Genomic DNA, 16,668 nt, shown 5'->3' on the forward strand with positions numbered 1-16,668 from the left:
AGCCGCCTGAGCGGCAGGCGCATATCATGGGTGTCTCTGAACCCTTCATCCGCCGGCCGATCGCGACCTCGCTGCTCGGCATAGCGCTGCTGATCGGCGGCGCGCTCGGCTATTTCGCGCTGCCGGTCTCGGCGCTGCCGCAGGTCGATTTCCCGACCGTGCAGGTGTCGACGCAGCTGCCGGGCGCGAGCCCCGACGTGATCGCCTCGCTGATCACCGCTCCGTTGGAGCGTCAGCTCGGCCAGATCCCGTCGCTGACGGCGATGAACTCGACGAGCTCGTTCGGCGTCAGCCAGATCTCGCTGCAGTTCGACCTCAACCGCGATATCGACGGCGCGACGCAGGACGTGCAGGCCGCGATCAACGCGGCCGCAGGCGTGCTGCCCAAGACGCTGCCTTATCCGCCGACCTACGCCAAGGTGAACCCGGCAGACGCGCCGGTGATGACGCTGGCGCTGCGCTCGGACACGATCTCGCTCCGGGCCATGAGCGATATCGCCGACACGCTGCTGGCGCAGCGGCTGAGCCAGATTTCCGGCGTCGGTCGTGTCTCCGTGCTCGGCGGACTGAAGCCGGCCGTGCGCATCCAGGCGGATCTGGCGCGGCTGGCGGCCTGCGGCATCGCCATGGAGGATCTGCGCAACGCGATCGCGAACGCCAACGTCTCCGGACCCAAGGGCTCGCTCGACGGCGCGCAGCAATCCTACATCATCGCGGCCAACGACCAGATCGCCGCCGCCGACGCTTACAGGCCGATCATCATCGCCTATCGCAACGGCTCGCCAGTCACGATTGGCGACGTCGCGCAGATCGTCGACGGGCTCGAGAACGACCGCACCGGCGGCTGGTACCAGGGCACGCCCGCCGTCATCATCGACATCCAGCGCCAGCCCGGCGCCAACGTCATCGACGTCGTCAGCCAGATCCGCGCCGAGATCCCGAAGGTCCAGCGCGCGATCCCGGCCGGCGTGCACCTGACCATCGTCTCCGACCGCACCGTCACCATCCGCGCTTCCGTCCACGACGTGCAGTTCACGCTGATCCTCAGCGTCGTGCTGGTGACGCTGGTGGTGCTCTTGTTCCTGCGCTCGCTGCGCGCGACACTGATCGCCGGCGTCGCGCTGCCGCTGTCGCTGATCACCAGCTTCGGCATCATGTATTTTGCCGGCTTCAGCCTCGATAATCTGTCGCTGATGGCGCTCACGATCGGTACCGGATTCGTGGTCGACGACGCCATCGTCATGATCGAGAACATCGTCCGCCACATGGAAAATGGCGACAGCGCGATGACTGCCTCGCTCAAGGGCGCGAGCGAAATCGGCTTCACCGTGATCTCGCTGACGGTGTCGCTGATTGCGGTGTTCATCCCGCTGCTGTTCATGTCGGGCCTGGTCGGCCGCATGTTCCGCGAATTCGCGCTGACCTTGACCATCGCGGTCGTGACCTCGGCCGTGGTGTCGCTGACGCTGACGCCGATGATGTGCTCGCGCCTGCTCAAGCACGCCCATGAGGAGTTCGCGGTTCCGGGGCTTGCCGCCGTCAGCCGCTTCATCGACCGCACCGTCGAATTCTACCACCGCACGCTGCTCGTTGTGTTGCGGCACCAGCGCACCACGCTGGTCGTGACATTTGCCACGCTGATCGCGACCCTGGTGCTCTATGTCGTCGCGCCAAAGGGTTTTCTGCCGCTGCAGGACACCGCATCGATCACGGCAGTGACGGAAGCAGGTCCCGACGTGTCGTTCGGCGAGATGCAGAAGCGGCAGGCCGAAGTCGCCGACGCCATCAAGGCCGATCCTGACGTGACCGGTGTGGTCTCGGTGATCGGTGCGGGCTCGGTCAATCCGACCACCAATGTCGGCCGCCTCGTCATGAGCTTGACGCCTCGCGGCGAGCGGCGCGACGATGTCAGCGTGGTCATTGCCCGGCTGAAGGAGAAGGTCTCGGGCATCCCCGGCATGACCGTCTACTTCCAGCCGGTGCAGGACGTGCAGATCTCGACGCAGTCGAGCCGCTCGCAATACCAGTACACGCTGACCGGCACGGATGCGGCCCTGGTCTCCGAATGGGCGAAGAAGCTCGTCGACGAGATGCGGCGCGATCCCCTGTTCCGCGACGTCTCCTCGGAGGCGCAGGAAGGCGGCCTGCGCGCGCAGCTCGATGTCGACCGCACCCGCGCCGGCCAGCTCGGCGTCAGCCTGCAAGCCATCACCGACACGCTGAACGACGCCTTTGCCCAACGCCAGATCTCGACCATCTACGGCCAGGCCAACCAGTACCGCGTAGTGCTCGAGGCGCTGCCGATGTACCAGCGCGATCCCTCGATCCTGTCAAAGCTGTACCTGCCGGGCGGCGCCAGCAGCTCGGTCGTCGGCGCGCCCAACGCGCAGGTGCCGCTGGATGCAGTGGCGACGCTGAAGCGCACCACGGCGCCGCTTGCGATCTCGCACCAGGCGCAATTTCCGGCGATTTCGCTGAGCTTCAACCTCGCGCCGGGCGCAGCACTCGGCGACGCCGTCGATGCGGTGAAGGCGATCGAGACCCGGATCGAGATGCCGAACAGCATCGTCGGTGTTTATGCCGGCGACGCCGCCGAATTCGCCAAGGCGCTCGCCGGCCAGCCCTGGCTGCTGCTCGCCGCCGTGATCACGATCTATATCGTGCTGGGCGTGCTCTATGAGAGCTACATCCACCCGATCACGATTCTCTCGACGCTGCCATCGGCCGGCGTCGGCGCCATCCTGGCACTGATCCTGTTCGGGCAGGACCTCTCGGTCATCGGCCTGATCGGCATCATTCTGTTGATGGGCATCGTCAAGAAGAACGCGATCATGATGATCGACTTCGCGCTGGAGGCAGAGCGCGGGCAGGGCATGCCGGCCGATGAGGCGATCGTGCAGGCGTGTCTGTTGCGCTTCCGCCCGATCATGATGACGACCTTGGCCGCACTGTTCGGCGCGCTGCCGCTGGCGATCGAGAGCGGCACCGGCGCCGAGCTGCGCTTTCCGCTCGGCATCTCCATCATCGGCGGCCTGCTGCTGAGCCAATTGCTGACGCTCTACACCACGCCGGTGATCTACCTCGCGCTCGACCGCATCAACCGCCGCCTCGAGCAGGCGTTGCCGCCGCCGGAGCCCGACGCGCCGCCGGCGGCCAGCGCGACCGAGGGGATGCAGTGATGGCATCGATCTCGGAGCCCTTCATCCGCCGCCCCGTAGCAACCACGCTGCTGTCGATCGGGCTGTTCCTGCTGGGGGGCGTCGCCTACGAGTTTCTGCCGGTCGCCTCAGTCCCGAATGTCGACTTCCCCGCCATCTTCGTCTCGGCGAGCCGTCCCGGCGCCGACCCTTCCGTGATGGCCGCAACCGTGGCCGCGCCGCTCGAACGGCGGCTCGGTGAAATCGCGGGCATCAACCAGATCACGTCGACGAGCTCTCTCGGCACGGCGAACATCCAGCTCCAGTTCGACATCGGCCGCAACATCGACAAGGCGGCGCGTGACGTGCAGGCCGCCATCAACGCCGCGCTGGTCGACCTGCCGAGCGACCTGCCGGCGTTGCCGCGCTTCCGCAAGGCCAACACCGCCGGCGCACCCGTCTTCGTGCTGGCGCTGACCTCCAAGACGCTATCCGCCAGCGCCATCTACGACGTTGCCGATACCGTGCTGGCGCAGCGCATCTCGCAGGTGCCGGGCGTGGGCGACGTGACAGTGTCGGGCGCCGACCAGCCGGCGGTACGGATCCAGCTCAACCCGGTGGCTCTGTCGAATGCGGGGATTGCGACCGACGACGTGCGCACGGCCATCGTCAACGCCAATCCGCTCGGTCCGGTCGGCATCTTCAACGGCGAGCGCCAGAGCGAGACGCTGTCGCTGAACAAGCAGATGCGCACGGCCGCGGAGTTCCGCGACATCGTCATCAAGAGCTCGAACGGCAATTTCGTCCGGCTCTCCGACGTCGCAGATATCGAGGACGGCGTCCGCAACGCGCGCTCGATCGCCTGGTTCAACAAGCAGCCGGCGGTGCTGATCCAGATCACCAAGCAGGGCGATGCCAACGTGATCGACACCGTCGACCGGGTGAAGGCGCTGATCCCCGAGTTGAAGCAGTGGATCCCGGCCGGCGTCGACGTTTCCACGCTGGTCGACCGCACCAGCACGATCCGCGCCAGCGTGATGGACATGCAGTGGACACTACTCGCAACCGCCGTGCTGGTGATGGTCGTGGTGTTCGTGTTCCTGCGTCGTGTGACGCCGACGATCGCGGCCGGCATCTCGGTGCCGCTGGCGCTGGCGGGCACCTGCGCAGGGATGTGGGTCGCGGGCTTCTCGATCGACAATCTATCGCTGATGGCGCTGGCGATCTCGGTCGGCTTCGTGGTCGACGATGCCATCGTCATGATCGAGAACATGTTCCGCAATCTCGAGCATGGCATGCGGCCGATGGAAGCGGCCCTGGAGGGCGCCAAGCAGATTGGCTTCACCGTGGTCTCGATCAGCCTGTCACTGATCGCGGCGTTCACGCCGCTGATCTTCATGGATGGCATCGTCGGCCGCCTCTTGCGCGAATTCTCGCTGACGCTGACCTTCGCGATCGTCGTCTCGACCCTGGTGTCGCTCACGGTCACGCCGATGATCTGCGCGCAATACATCGGGCAGACCACGTCAGGTTCCGCAACGCTGTTCGACCGTCTGATCGAGGGCTCGCTATCGCGAATCGTCTCGTTCTACACCCGTACCTTGCGGGCGGTGCTGGAGTTCCCGCTGCTGACGCTGCTGGTGTTCTTTGCCACTATCGGCCTGACGGTGATGCTCTACATCAAGGTGCCCAAGGGCTATTTCCCGACGGACGATTCCGGCTTCGTCATCGGCGCGACGCGCGCCTCCGCCGACATCTCGTTCCAGTCGATGCTGACGCTGCAGCAGCGCCTCGCCGACATCGTGATGCAGGATCCGGCGGTGGCCGGCATCGGCTCGACCGTCGGCAGCGGAGGCGGGGGCCCGGGGGCTGCGACCTCGAATCGCGGCACCATGTTCATCAGCCTGAAGCCGCCGGAGGAGCGCGATCACGTTTCGACCCAGGTCGTGATCGACCGGTTGCGGAAGGCACTGTTCCCCGTGCCCGGGATTCGCCTCTTCATGTTCGCAGCTCAGGACGTTCGCGCCGGCGGCCGGCAGAGCGATTCCGACTACCAGTATACGCTTGCCTCGACCGATCTCGATCTGCTCCAGAAATGGGCGCCGATCGTCGCCAAGCGCATGGAGACGGTCGAGGGCATCACCGACATTTCCAGCGACCGCGATCCCGGCGGACTTCAGCTGACATTGAACATCGACCGCCAGAAGGCAGCAGCGCTCGGGGTCAAGGTCCAGGACATCGACAACGCCCTGAACAACGCCTTCTCGCAGCGCCAGATCGCGATCATCTACACCCAGCGCAATCAGTACATGACCGTGCTGGAGATCGATCCGAAATTCCAGGTCGATCCGTCCAATCTCGAGCGCATCTACGTCGCCGGCGCTAACAACGTTCAGGTGCCGCTCTCCACCGTGGTGCACGCGACGCGCGGGCTTGCGGCACTCGCGGTTTATCATTCGCAGTCGGTGCCCTCGACCACGGTGTCGTTCAATCTGCTGCCCGACGTGCCGCTCCAGGCCGCAACCCAAAACATCCAGCGCGCGGTCGACGAGCTGCACATGCCCGAGGGCATCCGCGGCAGCTTTGACGGCAACGCCGGCGATTTCGCCAAGACCAGCGGGCGTCAACCGCTCTTGATCCTCGGCGCGCTGGTGGCGATGTATATCGTGCTCGGCGTGCTCTATGAGAGCCTCGCGCATCCGCTCACGATCATCTCGACGCTGCCTTCGGCAGGCCTCGGCGCGCTGCTTGCGCTCCAGATCACCAACACGCCGCTGACGGTGATCGCCTTTGTCGGCATCATCCTCTTGATCGGAATCGTCAAGAAGAACGGCATCATGATGGTCGACTTCGCGCTCGATGCCGAGCGCCAGCGCGGCCTGTCGTCAGCCGAGGCGATCTTCGAGGCCTGCCAGGCGCGCTTCCGTCCGATCCTGATGACGACCATGGCGGCGCTGTTTGCCGGCATTCCACTGGTCGTCGCGACCGGTCCCGGCACGGAGCTGCGGCGCCCGCTCGGCATCACCATCATCGGCGGCCTGTTCGTCTCGCAGATCCTGACGCTGTACACGACACCCGTGATTTACCTCTTGATCGACCGCCTGCGCCGGCGGTCCGAGCCGCAGCCACTGGCGGCGCCGGCGGAATAGGTTGTTGCAGCGCCGCTTCAAGCGTATAGCGGCGGAATGTCGAACTCAGTTGAAACCACGGCGGTCGTACCCGAGCCGATCCCCGAATGCCCGCACTGCCAGAAGCCGATGCAGCTGTGCATCTGCGACAGTGTCACGCCGATCAAGAGCCGGCTGGGACTCCTGATCCTCCAGCATCCGCAGGAGCAGGACAGGGCGCTCGGCACGGCGCGGCTGCTTGCCAAACATTTTGCAGGCGCGATCGTGCGGGTCGGCCTGTCCTGGCCGAGCCTCTCGAAGGCGCTCGCGCAGCCTGTTGAAAACGCCTCGCACTGGGCCGTGCTCTATCTCGGCTCGGCCCGCGCCGCCGACCTCGATGTGGAGGGTGAGATCGTCGCGCTCAACCGCAAGGGCGAGGTTGCGGACAACCAGCGCGCCATCCTCGGCAAGCTCGAAGGTGTGGTGTTGCTCGACGGCACCTGGAGCCAGGCCAAGGCGCTGTGGTGGCGCAATCCCTGGATGCTGAAATGCCAGCGTGTGATCCTCAACCCGGCGCAGCCGTCGCGCTACGGGCGGCTGCGCAAGGAGCCTCGCAAGGACGGACTGTCGACCATCGAGGCAGCCGCGACGCTGCTGGCCGGCCTCGAGCGGCGCCCCGACATCGCCGAGACGCTCAACGCGAGCTTTGAACGGCTGTTGACGCGCTACCGCGAGGTTCAGGCCGAGATGCCGGAACTGGCGCCAAAGCCGGCGCCGAAAGGGCGGCGACGCGATTTCCGCCGCGGCAAACGATCCTGACGTGAGCCGATCTCGTCCGTACGGTTGATTGCCCCGCCGGGAGCGGGCAGATACAGACCGTCCGACCGGGCCGGAGCAGAGGGGGCAGCCGAATTCTGAGCGCAGCGAAGGAGATCCTGGCCCAGGCAGCGCAGTTCGATCGTTGGGGCACGCTCGCCCTGATGGACATCTCGCTGCGCTATCGGCGCACCGTGATCGGTCCGCTCTGGATCACGTTGACGCTGGCGGCGACGATCGTCAGCGTCGGCACGGTCTACGCCGCGCTGTTCAAGCAGGACATCGCCGGCTTCCTGCCGCCTTTCGCGGTCGGCCTGATCGTCTGGACGCTCATCGCCACGACGCTCCAGGAGGGCTCCAACATCTTCGTGGCCTCCGGCCATCTCATCAAGGCTGTGCCGGCGCCGTTGATCGTACACGTGCTGCAGATGATCGCGCGCAACGTCCTGATCTTCGCCCATCATCTCCTCATCGTCGTCATGCTCTATGTCGTGATGCCATGGCCGCTGCACTGGACCATGCTGCTCGCGGTGCCCGGCTTTGCGATCCTGCTCATCGTGCTGCTCGGTGGCTCGGTCGCGCTCGGCATGCTCTGCGCGCGCTTTCGCGACATCGGCTCTGCGATCGTGAGCGGCCTGCAATTCGTCTTCTTCCTCACGCCCGTGATCTGGACCGAGGACAGCGTGCGCGGCACCACGTTCGCCTGGCTGACGCGAGTCAATCCGTTCGCGACGCTGCTTGATCTCATACGCAAGCCGCTGCTGTCGCAGCCGATGGATGCGGAGCAATGGCTGCTCGGCCTCGTTTACGCAATTGTCGTCGCCGCCATTGGGCTGGGGTGCTACGCAAAATACCGCCGCCGTGTGGCGTATTGGCTGTGAGGGGCGGGATGAGCACCACGGCCCATATCGTGCTGCGCAACGTCTCGGTCAATTTTCCGGTGCTGTCGTTCCGCGACCGCTCGCTGCGCAGCCGCTTCGTTCGCGCCGTGACGCTGCGCCGCGAGGCAGGCCGTCCGCACATCGTCACCGCGCTTGATGGTATCGACCTCGACATCCGTGCCGGCGATCGCGTCGCCATCGTTGGTGCGAATGGCGCCGGCAAGACCACGCTGCTGCGGGTGCTGGCCGGCATCTACCATCCGACCGCAGGCGGCATCGACGTGCTCGGCCGCTGCCTGTCGCTGTTCGACCTCTCGGCCGGCTTCGACGAGGAGGCGACCGGCTACGAGAACATCATGCGCCGCGGCCTCGTGATCGGTGCGCGGCGCACCGAGATCGACGCGCGGCGCGCGGAGATCGCTGAATTCACCGAGCTTGGCGACCGGCTCGACTTGCCGCTGCGCACCTATTCCAGCGGCATGATGCTGCGCCTGATTTTTGCGGTCGCCACCGCCGTCGAGGGCGAGATCGTGCTGCTCGACGAATGGATCGGCGTCGGCGACCAGCAGTTCCGGAAAAAAGCGCGGCAGCGGCTCGACGAGATCGTGGCGCGTGCCGGCATCCTGGTGCTGGCCTCGCACGACGTCGACCTGATCCAGAGCACCTGCAACCGCGCCATCCTGCTCCAGGAGGGGCGCATCACCGCAGCCGGCACGACCGAGGAGATTCTCGCCCGATACCTCGGGGCTGCGAAGGCGTAACTGCCCGGTCGGGGTTGCCTAAACTCATGATCCCCTATATTGCTCCGCCCTCGTTGGGGCCACGTGGCGGAGTGGTTACGCGCCGGTCTGCAAAACCGTTTACTCGGGTTCGAGTCCCGACGTGGCCTCCATCACAACCTTCTGATCTTCCAGCACAAATTAGGATTCGACGCGCGTTTCGCGGCTCACGCGGACGGAGCCGGCTGACCCGGGTCCACCGGGTTTGCCCGGGGCTTGTTGGAAACCCGCGATTCAGGCCCGATGGCATAGACTTCGCATCTGCGAAGGCATGCAGTCCCAACCATCGAGCGCTGGAGCACACGTGGGCGAGATCGTCCGATTTATCCCGAAGTCCGAGCTGGAGCGGGCCCGCCTCATTGCCGAGGCGCGCGCGATCTATGACAGCATCTTCCCGCCGGCCGCACCCGACCGGGCGCGGCAGGACGACGAGGACAGCGTCAAGAGTTGATCGCGAGCCCCCGGGGCCCGCAATTATGTCGGGCTAAGAGGTCTCAGCAGGCGGCGTACCAGCCGTCCGGAAAGGGCACGAGGGGCCAGGCACCCTCATTGTCATTCGCGGCCTTGGGCGTCGCGAAAAAGCTCCACGAGCGGGGCACGAATTCCTCCTCCGGCGCGGGCGCGAGATCTTCATTGATCATGGCGTCGCGGACGGCTTCCAGCATCAAGTTGAATTCGGCTTCGCTCATCACACCCTCCGGAACGCGGATGGCGCACTGTCGCAAAGCCGGCTTGTTTCCCGATTGACCCGATCGTTCGCATTTTAACGATCGGGCGATCGAGATCCGTTTGGTTAGCGATTCCTGAAAATCCCCGATGGAACCTTAGGCGTCTCCAGGCAGCGGCCAGTGTGAAAGAGATCACATCCGGCGCGATTTATTCCTCCTACCCATGTGCACACACCGGCCAGCGCGGGCCGGGCGAGCAGGGCAGACAGGAGACTGGTCATGAAGGCGAGGTTCTTGCGGTTTGCGGGTGTCAGAAGCCGGGCGCGTCGCGCCTCGACGGTCGGGCTGTTCCTGACGCTGTTTGCCACCGCCGCCCAGGCGCAGCAGGGCACGCCGGAACAGCGCCGGGCCTGCACCCCCGACGTCTACCGGCTCTGCGCCGGCGAAATCCCCAACGTCCGGGCGATCACAGCGTGCCTGCGCCGTAACCGATCAAGCTTGAGCGAGGCTTGCCGCACCGTGTTCGATCAGGCAGGCGGCTGACGTAGCGGGCATGTGGGTTTGTGCGCAGCAAGTGGCCCGCGCGGGCTCGCGAATCCGGCATAGTCGGGCTGTGGATATGCTGCGGACAGGCTGTGGAGAGCCGTGACGTGCCGCGGACGCTGAAAGCAGATGCGTCTTCCGGTCGTCATATCTCCGTCAAGGCGCCTCACCAAATGATTCCCTTGGCCGTGCAAATTGCGGCTTGATCCGGCATCATGTGGTTCTCCCGAATTCGGAATCCCGCATTGGCGGCGCTTCGTGCTGCGAACAGTTTTTGTGCAGCCGCCTGCCCAAATCGCAGGCCGCGTTCATCCAATTTTTTGTACGCCCGCGGACAAGCTTTTCGGTTCGCTTCCCACCTAGGCTCGCTCCCGAGATCTGGAACATGGCCAATGCCATGACAATTCGAAGGAGCTGGAGATGGAGAGACGGGTATTGCCCCAGACGCGGGGGATGTCGCGCGCGTTGCCATGGCGCAAGGTCGCGCTCGGCGCGACCATCGCTGTCGGCTTGGTCGCAGCCGCTCCGCTGAGCGCGCAGGCCGCCGCGCCTGCCGCCTGCGCCGCGCTCCAGGAGAAATATCCGGACTGGAAGGGCAAGACGCTCGTCAATGCCATCAACCCGCACACGCCGGGCTATGAGACGATCGATCCGAAAGACCCCAACAAATATATCGGCTTCGACATCGATCTCGGCGAAGCCATCGGCGAATGCCTCGGCTTCAAGCTCACCTACAAGCCGGTGACGTTTGCGGCGCTCTTGACCACGCTGGCCGCCGGACAGGCCGACATCGTCATCTCCGACATCTACGCCACCAAGGAACGGGCCAAGGCGGCCGACTTCATCACTTACTCGAAGGTGTTCGACGGTGTGCTGGTCGCCAAGGGCAATCCGAAGGGCATCAACGGCATCAATATTTCGATGTGCGGCGCGGCCGCGGCCGAGAACACCGGCTATGTCGAGGTGCCCCTGATCCAGGCGCTGATCCCGGAATGCAAGAAGGCCGGCAAGGCCGAGCCGACCATCCAGCTCTATGACAACAACGCCAACTGCATCCAGGCGATCCTCGCCGGCCGCGCCGATACCTATGTCAACGACGTCAACACTGTCGACAGTGCGGTGAAGGCTTATCCGGACAAGCTGGAGAAGGCGATCGCGGTGACGATTCCGTATTCGGTCGGCATCGCCGTTCCCAAAGACAAGCCGAAATTCCGTGACGCAGTGCTCGCAGCCCTGATCGAAGTGCAGAAGGCCGGCACGCACATGGAGCTCCTGAAGAAGTGGGAGCTCGATGTGAACAATTTCAAGGAGCCGGACATCCTCACGGCTGACTGATGTCGCTCTTCCTCCACTATCTAAGCATGCCGTATCTGCTCGAGGGCATCGAGCTCACCCTCGAGGTGACTGCCCTCGGGCTCGGCGGTGGATTGATCCTCGGATTGATCCTCGCCGGCATGCAGCTGTCCCGCTTCTGGCCCCTGGCGGCGATCGCCAGGGCTTACACCGTGATCTTCCGCGGCACGCCGCTGATCCTGCAGATGGTGTTTGCCTACGACGCGCTGCCCCATATCGGCATCAAGCTGCCGGCGGTGCTGGCCGCCGGCCTCGCGCTCGCCTGCAACGAGGCGCCGTTCATCGCCGAGATGTTGCGCGCCGGCGTACTCGGCGTCGATCGCGGGCAGGTGACGGCCGGCCAGGCGCTCGGCATGACGCCCCGGATTCTGATGTGGCGGGTGATCGCGCCGCAGGCCATCCGCACCATGATCCCCGCCTTCGGCAACGAAGCCGTGAGTGCGCTGAAAAACTCCTCGCTTGCCTCCGTCGTCGCGGTGCAGGAGCTGACACTGCGTTCGACCCAGCTCGCATCCTCGACCTTCGACTTCTTCTCGATCTTCTTCGCCTCGGGCTTGCTGTACCTCGTGCTGACCTTCGCTATCAGCGTCATCCAGCTTTTCGTCGAATGGCTGCTCGATCTCGATCGCACCAAGGGCCGCCAGCGCAAGCTCGCCGATTACCTGCCGTGGCGTCGTGTCGATCTCACGACCAAGCTCGAACTCACCGAGGCGACTGTCGCCGATCCCGAGCCGGTGCAGACCGAGCCTGCCGACACGCCGCCGCTGGCGCTGACCCGCGAGGAGCGTACCCGGCGGGCGGCGACGATCGCGCGCAACAACATCGCGGTAGAGACCAAGGACCTCACCAAGAGCTACGGCGCGCAGAAAGTGCTTGGCGGCCTCGATCTCACGGTGCGCGTGGGCGAGGTGGTGGCGCTGCTCGGGCCCAGCGGCTCCGGCAAGAGCACGCTGCTCCGCTGCATCAACCATCTCGAAAGCTGGGACGGAGGCACCGTGCGCGTCGGCGGCCGCCGCCTCGGTTTCGACGACGACGGCAAGCTGCTGTCGCCGCGGGCCATCGCCAACGAGCGGGCGACCGTCGGCGTCGGCATGGTGTTTCAGCAGTTCAACCTGTTCGCGCACCTGTCGGCGAAGGAAAACGTCGCCGGTCCGCTGCGCTGGGTCCACGGCATGACGCGCATCGATGCCGACCGCCGCGCCACCGAGCTGCTCGACCGCGTCGGTCTCTCACATCGCGCCGATGCGCTGCCGCGACATCTCTCGGGCGGCCAGCAGCAGCGCGTCGCCATTGCCCGCGCGCTGGCGCCGAACCCGAGCGTGCTGCTGCTGGACGAGCCGACCTCGGCGCTCGACCCCGAGCTCGTCAACGAGGTGCTGGAGGTGATCCGCCGTCTCGCCATCGACGACGGCCTGACCATGATCATCTCAACCCACCAGATCCGCTTCGCCGACGAGGTCGCCGACCGCGTCGCTTTTTTAAGCGGCGGCGCGATCATCGAGGAAGGGCCAGCGCACGAGGTGCTCTCTAATCCCCGCAACCCGCTGACCGCGCGCTTCCTCAGCGTGATGGAAGCCGACAAGACTCCGGAGGCGGTGCGATGAACGTCGCCTCCTCAAGGTTCAAGACTCCCGAAGAGGCCAAGTCAGAAGAGTTAAAGTCATGAAGCATTTCACGCTGCCGGTTTCGCCCAAAACCGTTCACTGGGGCTATTTCTCCAAGGCCGTCGCACCTGCCTTGACGCTGCGCTCGGGAGATCGCGCCACCATCGAAACGCTCACCCATCACGCCAATGACGATTACGAGCGTATGATCCAGGGCGATCCCGGCGCGGAGAGCGTGTTCCAGTGGACGCGCGAGCACAAGGCGGTGGCGCGCCGCGGCTCCGGTCCGGTCGAAGGTCCGTTCATTCGGGGCGCAGGTGAGGGGATCGGTGTTCATCTGTTGACCGGCCCGGTCGCGATCGAAGGCGCCGAGCCCGGCGACATTCTTGAGGTGCGCATCCTCGACGTCCGGCCGCGGCCGAGCTGCAGCGCCTGCCACGCCGGGCGCTGTTTCGGCTCCAACGTCGCGGCGAACTGGGGCTTTCACTATCACGATTTGATCGAGGAGCCGAAGCCGCGCGAGGTCGTGACCATCTTCGAGCTCGACACCTCAGGCGAGCCCTACGCGAAGGCCGTCTACAACTACGTCTGGACGCCGCAGACCGATCCTGACGGCATCGTGCATCCGACCATCGATTATCCCGGAGTTCGCGTCGATCACGCCACCATCAGGAAGCGCGAGAACATCCTCGCAAGCGTGAAGGTGCCGGCGCGGCTGCATTTCGGGACCATGGGTCTCGCGCCGTCGGAGGCTGATTTCGTCAGCTCGATCCCGCCGAGCTACACGGGCGGCAATATCGACGACTGGCGGATCGGCAAGGGCGCGCGGATGTTCTATCCGGTCGCGGTTCCAGGCGCTTATTTCTCCGTCGGCGATCCCCATGCAGCCCAGGGCGACAGCGAGCTCGGCGGCACCGCGATCGAGACCTCGCTGACCGGAGACTTCGAGTTCATCCTGCACAAGAAGGCCGACCTCGCCGGCACCAATCTCGAAGGCCTCGACCATCCGATGCTGGAGACCGATCAGGCCTGGTCGTTCTACGGCTTCACCTATCCGAATTATCTCGCAAGCCTCGGCGCCGACGCGCAAACCGAGATTGCCAATCACTCGAGCCTCGACCGTGCGATGCGCGATGCGTTCAGAAAACTGCGCCGGTTCCTGATGACGGTGCACGGCCTCAGCGAGGACGAGGCGATCTCGCTGCTGTCGGTCGGAGCCGATTTCGGCGTCACCCAGGTGGTCGACGCCAATTGGGGCGTCCACGGCACGATCCGCAAGAACATTTTCCGGTGCGACTAATGCGTTGAGGGACATTTCGTTTTTGAGATGAACAGGTGAGGAGCGGAGATCATTTGCGGCCCGTCGCTGCGACGGATGATCGCGTGCGTCTGGCACAGAGGTTGCTTCGATCGACTGCAATCTGGGTCGATCCGATGAGTTTCCGGCCGTTTACGAGCGAGTCCTACGCGCAAGACGACCGCCCCGAAGCCTGGCGGGACGTGCTGGCCGCTGTCGGCCTGCAACCGGCGGCCAGTCATTCTTTCTATGACGGACACGCGACGGCTTCGCATCGTCATGCCGCCGGCGTCGCACTGACGCGCATGGCCGCGGGAGCGCAGAGCATTGCCCCTCTATCGCAGGCGAACGAGGATCTGCCGATCGCCTTGATGCCGGTTGAGGACGGCATGGTGCTGAAAAGCGCCGGCGGCCATCGCATTGTTCCCGTCGGCCATCTCGTGCTGCTGCCGCGCGGCGGCGACTGGAGCATCGTCTTCCAGCGCGACATGCGCGCCATCGTGCTGGCTGTGACCTCGGAGGCGCTGCATGGGCGCCTCTCGGGCAAGCCGCGACTCCGCGAGCCCCGCGTCGTTCCGCCGGGCGGATTTGCCGACGTCTTCGCGCGCCTGCTGGACGCGACCGCCCGCACGCTCGATACTTTGAGCGATGTCGAGTGGAATGCGGTTTCGCAGGCACTGGTCGATCTCCTCCTGACGCTCGCGCACCAGTTGGCGGCCTCGACATCCGACGCCGGATCGAGTGCGACGCAGGCTGCGCTGCTGCACCGGATCTGCCAGACCATCGAGCGCCGCCTCGACGATCCCGATCTGGTGCCGGCGCGCGTCGCACAGGCTGAGGGGATTTCTGAGCGCTATTTACAAAAGCTGTTCGAGACGGTCGGCGACAACTTTACCCATTACGTCCGCGAGCGACGTCTCCAACGCGCCTGGGCCGACCTGTCGAACCCGGCGGAAGCGCATCGCTCGATCTCCGAAGTTGCCTACGCCTATGGCTTTGGCGATTCCGCGCACTTTAGCCGCGCCTTCCGGCATCGCTTCGGCCTGCCGCCGCGCGAGTTTCGCCAACAGGAAGCCGAGCGGGCAACCTCGCAGCATGGCGTTACCGGTCAGCGCGGCTGGCCGCAGGATGCGCTGGCGCAGCCCCGCGCGCATCAGACCGGCGCGGAGGCGCGCAGCAATGTTTTCCAGGCTGACTCGGATGAGCCGAGAACGGCCGGGCGCAAGCACCATCATCTTCCGATCGAAGCGAGCCGCGTCCACTGGGGCTATTTCAGCCGCTCGCTCTCGCCGCAGGTCGAGATAGCCTCGGGCGACACCATCACCATCGAGACACTGACGCAGCATGCCTCCGACGATCCTGAACGGATGATCGCCGGCGATGCCGCCGCCGAAAGCGTGTTCGGCTGGACCAAGACCGGGAAGAACGTGGATCGCCGCGGCGCGGGACCAATGGACGCCAGCGTGTTCGGCCGCGGTGCCGGCGAGGGGTTCGGCGTGCACATCTGCACGGGGCCGGTGGCTGTGAAAGATGCCCAGCCCGGCGACGTGCTGGAGGTGCGCATCCTCGACATCGTGCCGCGCGCGAGCCGACATCCGAAACACGCCGGCCGCGTCTTCGGCTCTTCGGTCGCGGCCTGGTGGGGCTACCATTACGACGAGTTCCTCTCAGGACCCAAGCCGCGCGAGGCGGTGACGATCTACGAGATCTTTGATGAGGCGGACGCGCCGCACGCCCGCGCGCTCTATTCCTACCGCTGGGAGCCGCAGACCGATCCGTTCGGTGTCGTGCACGCGACCTATGACTATCCCGGAATTCCGGTCCTGCCCGGCACGGTGAAGCGCCGCCACGACGTGCTCGACGGCATCCGCATTCCCTTGCGGCCGCATTTCGGCGTGATCGCGGTGGCGCCGCGCGAGGTGGATTTCATCGACTCCGTGCCGCCGTCCTATTTCGGCGGCAATCTCGACAATTGGCGGCTCGGGAAGGGGGCAACGGTCTATCTTCCCGTCTCCGTGCCCGGCGCGCTGCTGTCGGTCGGCGATCCTCATGCCGCGCAAGGCGACGGCGAGTTGAGTGGTACGGCGATCGAATGCTCAATGACCGGCACGTTCGAGGTGATCCTGCACAAGAAGGCCGATCTGGCTGGCCAACCGTTTGCCGATCTCTCCTATCCCCTGATCGAGACCGAGACCGATTGGGTGCTGACAGGCTTCAGCCATCCCAATTATCTCGCCGAGTTTGGCGCGCAGGGCCAGAGCGAGGTCTACGCAAAATCCTCGCTTGATCTCGCCATGAAGGACGCGTTCCGCAAGATGCGGCGCTTCCTGATGAACGTCAAAGGCCTCAGCGAGGATGAGGCGATCGCGCTGATGTCGGCCGCGGTCGATTTCGGCGTAACCCAGGTCGTCGACGGCAATTGGGGCGTGCACGCCATCATCAGCAAGCGTCTGTTTCAGGACGCGCCTTAAATCCAGGGATAG

Annotated in this window: 12 protein-coding genes and 1 tRNA gene; 12 read left to right on the forward strand and 1 reads right to left on the reverse strand. The window is 65.2% G+C overall.

From position 1 onward, the window contains the following. Nucleotides 1-26: 26 nt before the first annotated feature. The 7 genes from FXB40_RS02685 to FXB40_RS47615 all read left to right on the forward strand — a co-directional run bounded on the left by FXB40_RS02685 (nt 27) and on the right by FXB40_RS47615 (nt 9,171). A complete protein-coding gene (locus tag FXB40_RS02685) occupies nt 27-3,179 on the forward strand; it encodes an efflux RND transporter permease subunit (RefSeq protein ID WP_148770672.1) in 3,153 nt (1,050 codons plus the stop codon). Continuing rightward, on the forward strand, nt 3,179-6,286 hold the full coding sequence (locus tag FXB40_RS02690) for an efflux RND transporter permease subunit (protein ID WP_148770673.1): 3,108 nt from the start codon (nt 3,179-3,181) through the stop codon (nt 6,284-6,286). Before FXB40_RS02685 ends, FXB40_RS02690 begins: the two co-directional genes overlap by 1 nt. 36 nt (nt 6,287-6,322) lie before the next feature. Beyond that, nucleotides 6,323-7,063 carry a tRNA-uridine aminocarboxypropyltransferase gene (locus FXB40_RS02695; RefSeq protein WP_148770674.1) on the forward strand — a complete coding sequence of 247 codons (741 nt, stop codon included), beginning with the start codon at nt 6,323-6,325 and terminating at the stop codon, nt 7,061-7,063. Nucleotides 7,064-7,224: 161 nt separating this feature from the next. Beyond that, on the forward strand, nt 7,225-7,941 hold the full coding sequence (locus FXB40_RS02700) for an ABC transporter permease (protein ID WP_246207310.1): 717 nt from the start codon (nt 7,225-7,227) through the stop codon (nt 7,939-7,941). A gap of 8 nt (nt 7,942-7,949) precedes the next feature. Beyond that, a complete protein-coding gene (locus FXB40_RS02705; protein ID WP_148770676.1) occupies nt 7,950-8,702 on the forward strand; it encodes an ABC transporter ATP-binding protein in 753 nt (250 codons plus the stop codon). A 57-nt stretch (nt 8,703-8,759) separates the two neighbouring features. Next, a tRNA-Cys gene (locus FXB40_RS02710) sits at nt 8,760-8,833 on the forward strand. Between the two features lie 191 nt (nt 8,834-9,024). Further along, nucleotides 9,025-9,171: a hypothetical protein gene (locus tag FXB40_RS47615; protein WP_187436614.1), complete on the forward strand. Its 147-nt coding sequence runs from the start codon at nt 9,025-9,027 to the stop codon at nt 9,169-9,171. A 43-nt stretch (nt 9,172-9,214) separates the two neighbouring features. Here the strand turns inward: FXB40_RS47615 and FXB40_RS02715 are convergent, their stop codons facing one another. Next, nucleotides 9,215-9,409, reverse strand: a complete 195-nt coding sequence (locus FXB40_RS02715) for a hypothetical protein (RefSeq protein WP_148770677.1) — start codon at nt 9,407-9,409, stop codon at nt 9,215-9,217. Nucleotides 9,410-9,667: 258 nt separating this feature from the next. Between FXB40_RS02715 and FXB40_RS02720 the strand changes: the two genes are divergently transcribed. From FXB40_RS02720 to FXB40_RS02740, 5 genes are all read left to right on the forward strand, one after another. Beyond that, nucleotides 9,668-9,931 (forward strand): hypothetical protein, encoded by a 264-nt coding sequence (locus FXB40_RS02720; RefSeq protein ID WP_148770678.1) that lies wholly within the window; start codon nt 9,668-9,670, stop codon nt 9,929-9,931. Between the two features lie 453 nt (nt 9,932-10,384). Then, nucleotides 10,385-11,266 carry an ABC transporter substrate-binding protein gene (locus FXB40_RS02725; RefSeq protein ID WP_187436629.1) on the forward strand — a complete coding sequence of 294 codons (882 nt, stop codon included), beginning with the start codon at nt 10,385-10,387 and terminating at the stop codon, nt 11,264-11,266. Next, entirely contained in the window at nt 11,266-12,888 is a 1,623-nt protein-coding gene (locus tag FXB40_RS02730; protein WP_148770680.1) for an amino acid ABC transporter permease/ATP-binding protein, read from the forward strand. The genes FXB40_RS02725 and FXB40_RS02730 overlap by 1 nt, the downstream gene beginning before the upstream one ends. A gap of 58 nt (nt 12,889-12,946) precedes the next feature. Beyond that, the gene (locus tag FXB40_RS02735; RefSeq protein WP_148770681.1) at nt 12,947-14,188 is read left to right on the forward strand and encodes an acetamidase/formamidase family protein; all 1,242 of its coding nucleotides are present in this window, start codon (nt 12,947-12,949) and stop codon (nt 14,186-14,188) included. A 134-nt stretch (nt 14,189-14,322) separates the two neighbouring features. Next, nucleotides 14,323-16,656, forward strand: a complete 2,334-nt coding sequence (locus FXB40_RS02740) for an acetamidase/formamidase family protein (protein ID WP_187436615.1) — start codon at nt 14,323-14,325, stop codon at nt 16,654-16,656. Nucleotides 16,657-16,668 lie beyond the last annotated feature (12 nt).

The organism is Bradyrhizobium rifense, assembly GCF_008123425.1.
GTDB lineage: Bacteria > Pseudomonadota > Alphaproteobacteria > Rhizobiales > Xanthobacteraceae > Bradyrhizobium > Bradyrhizobium rifense.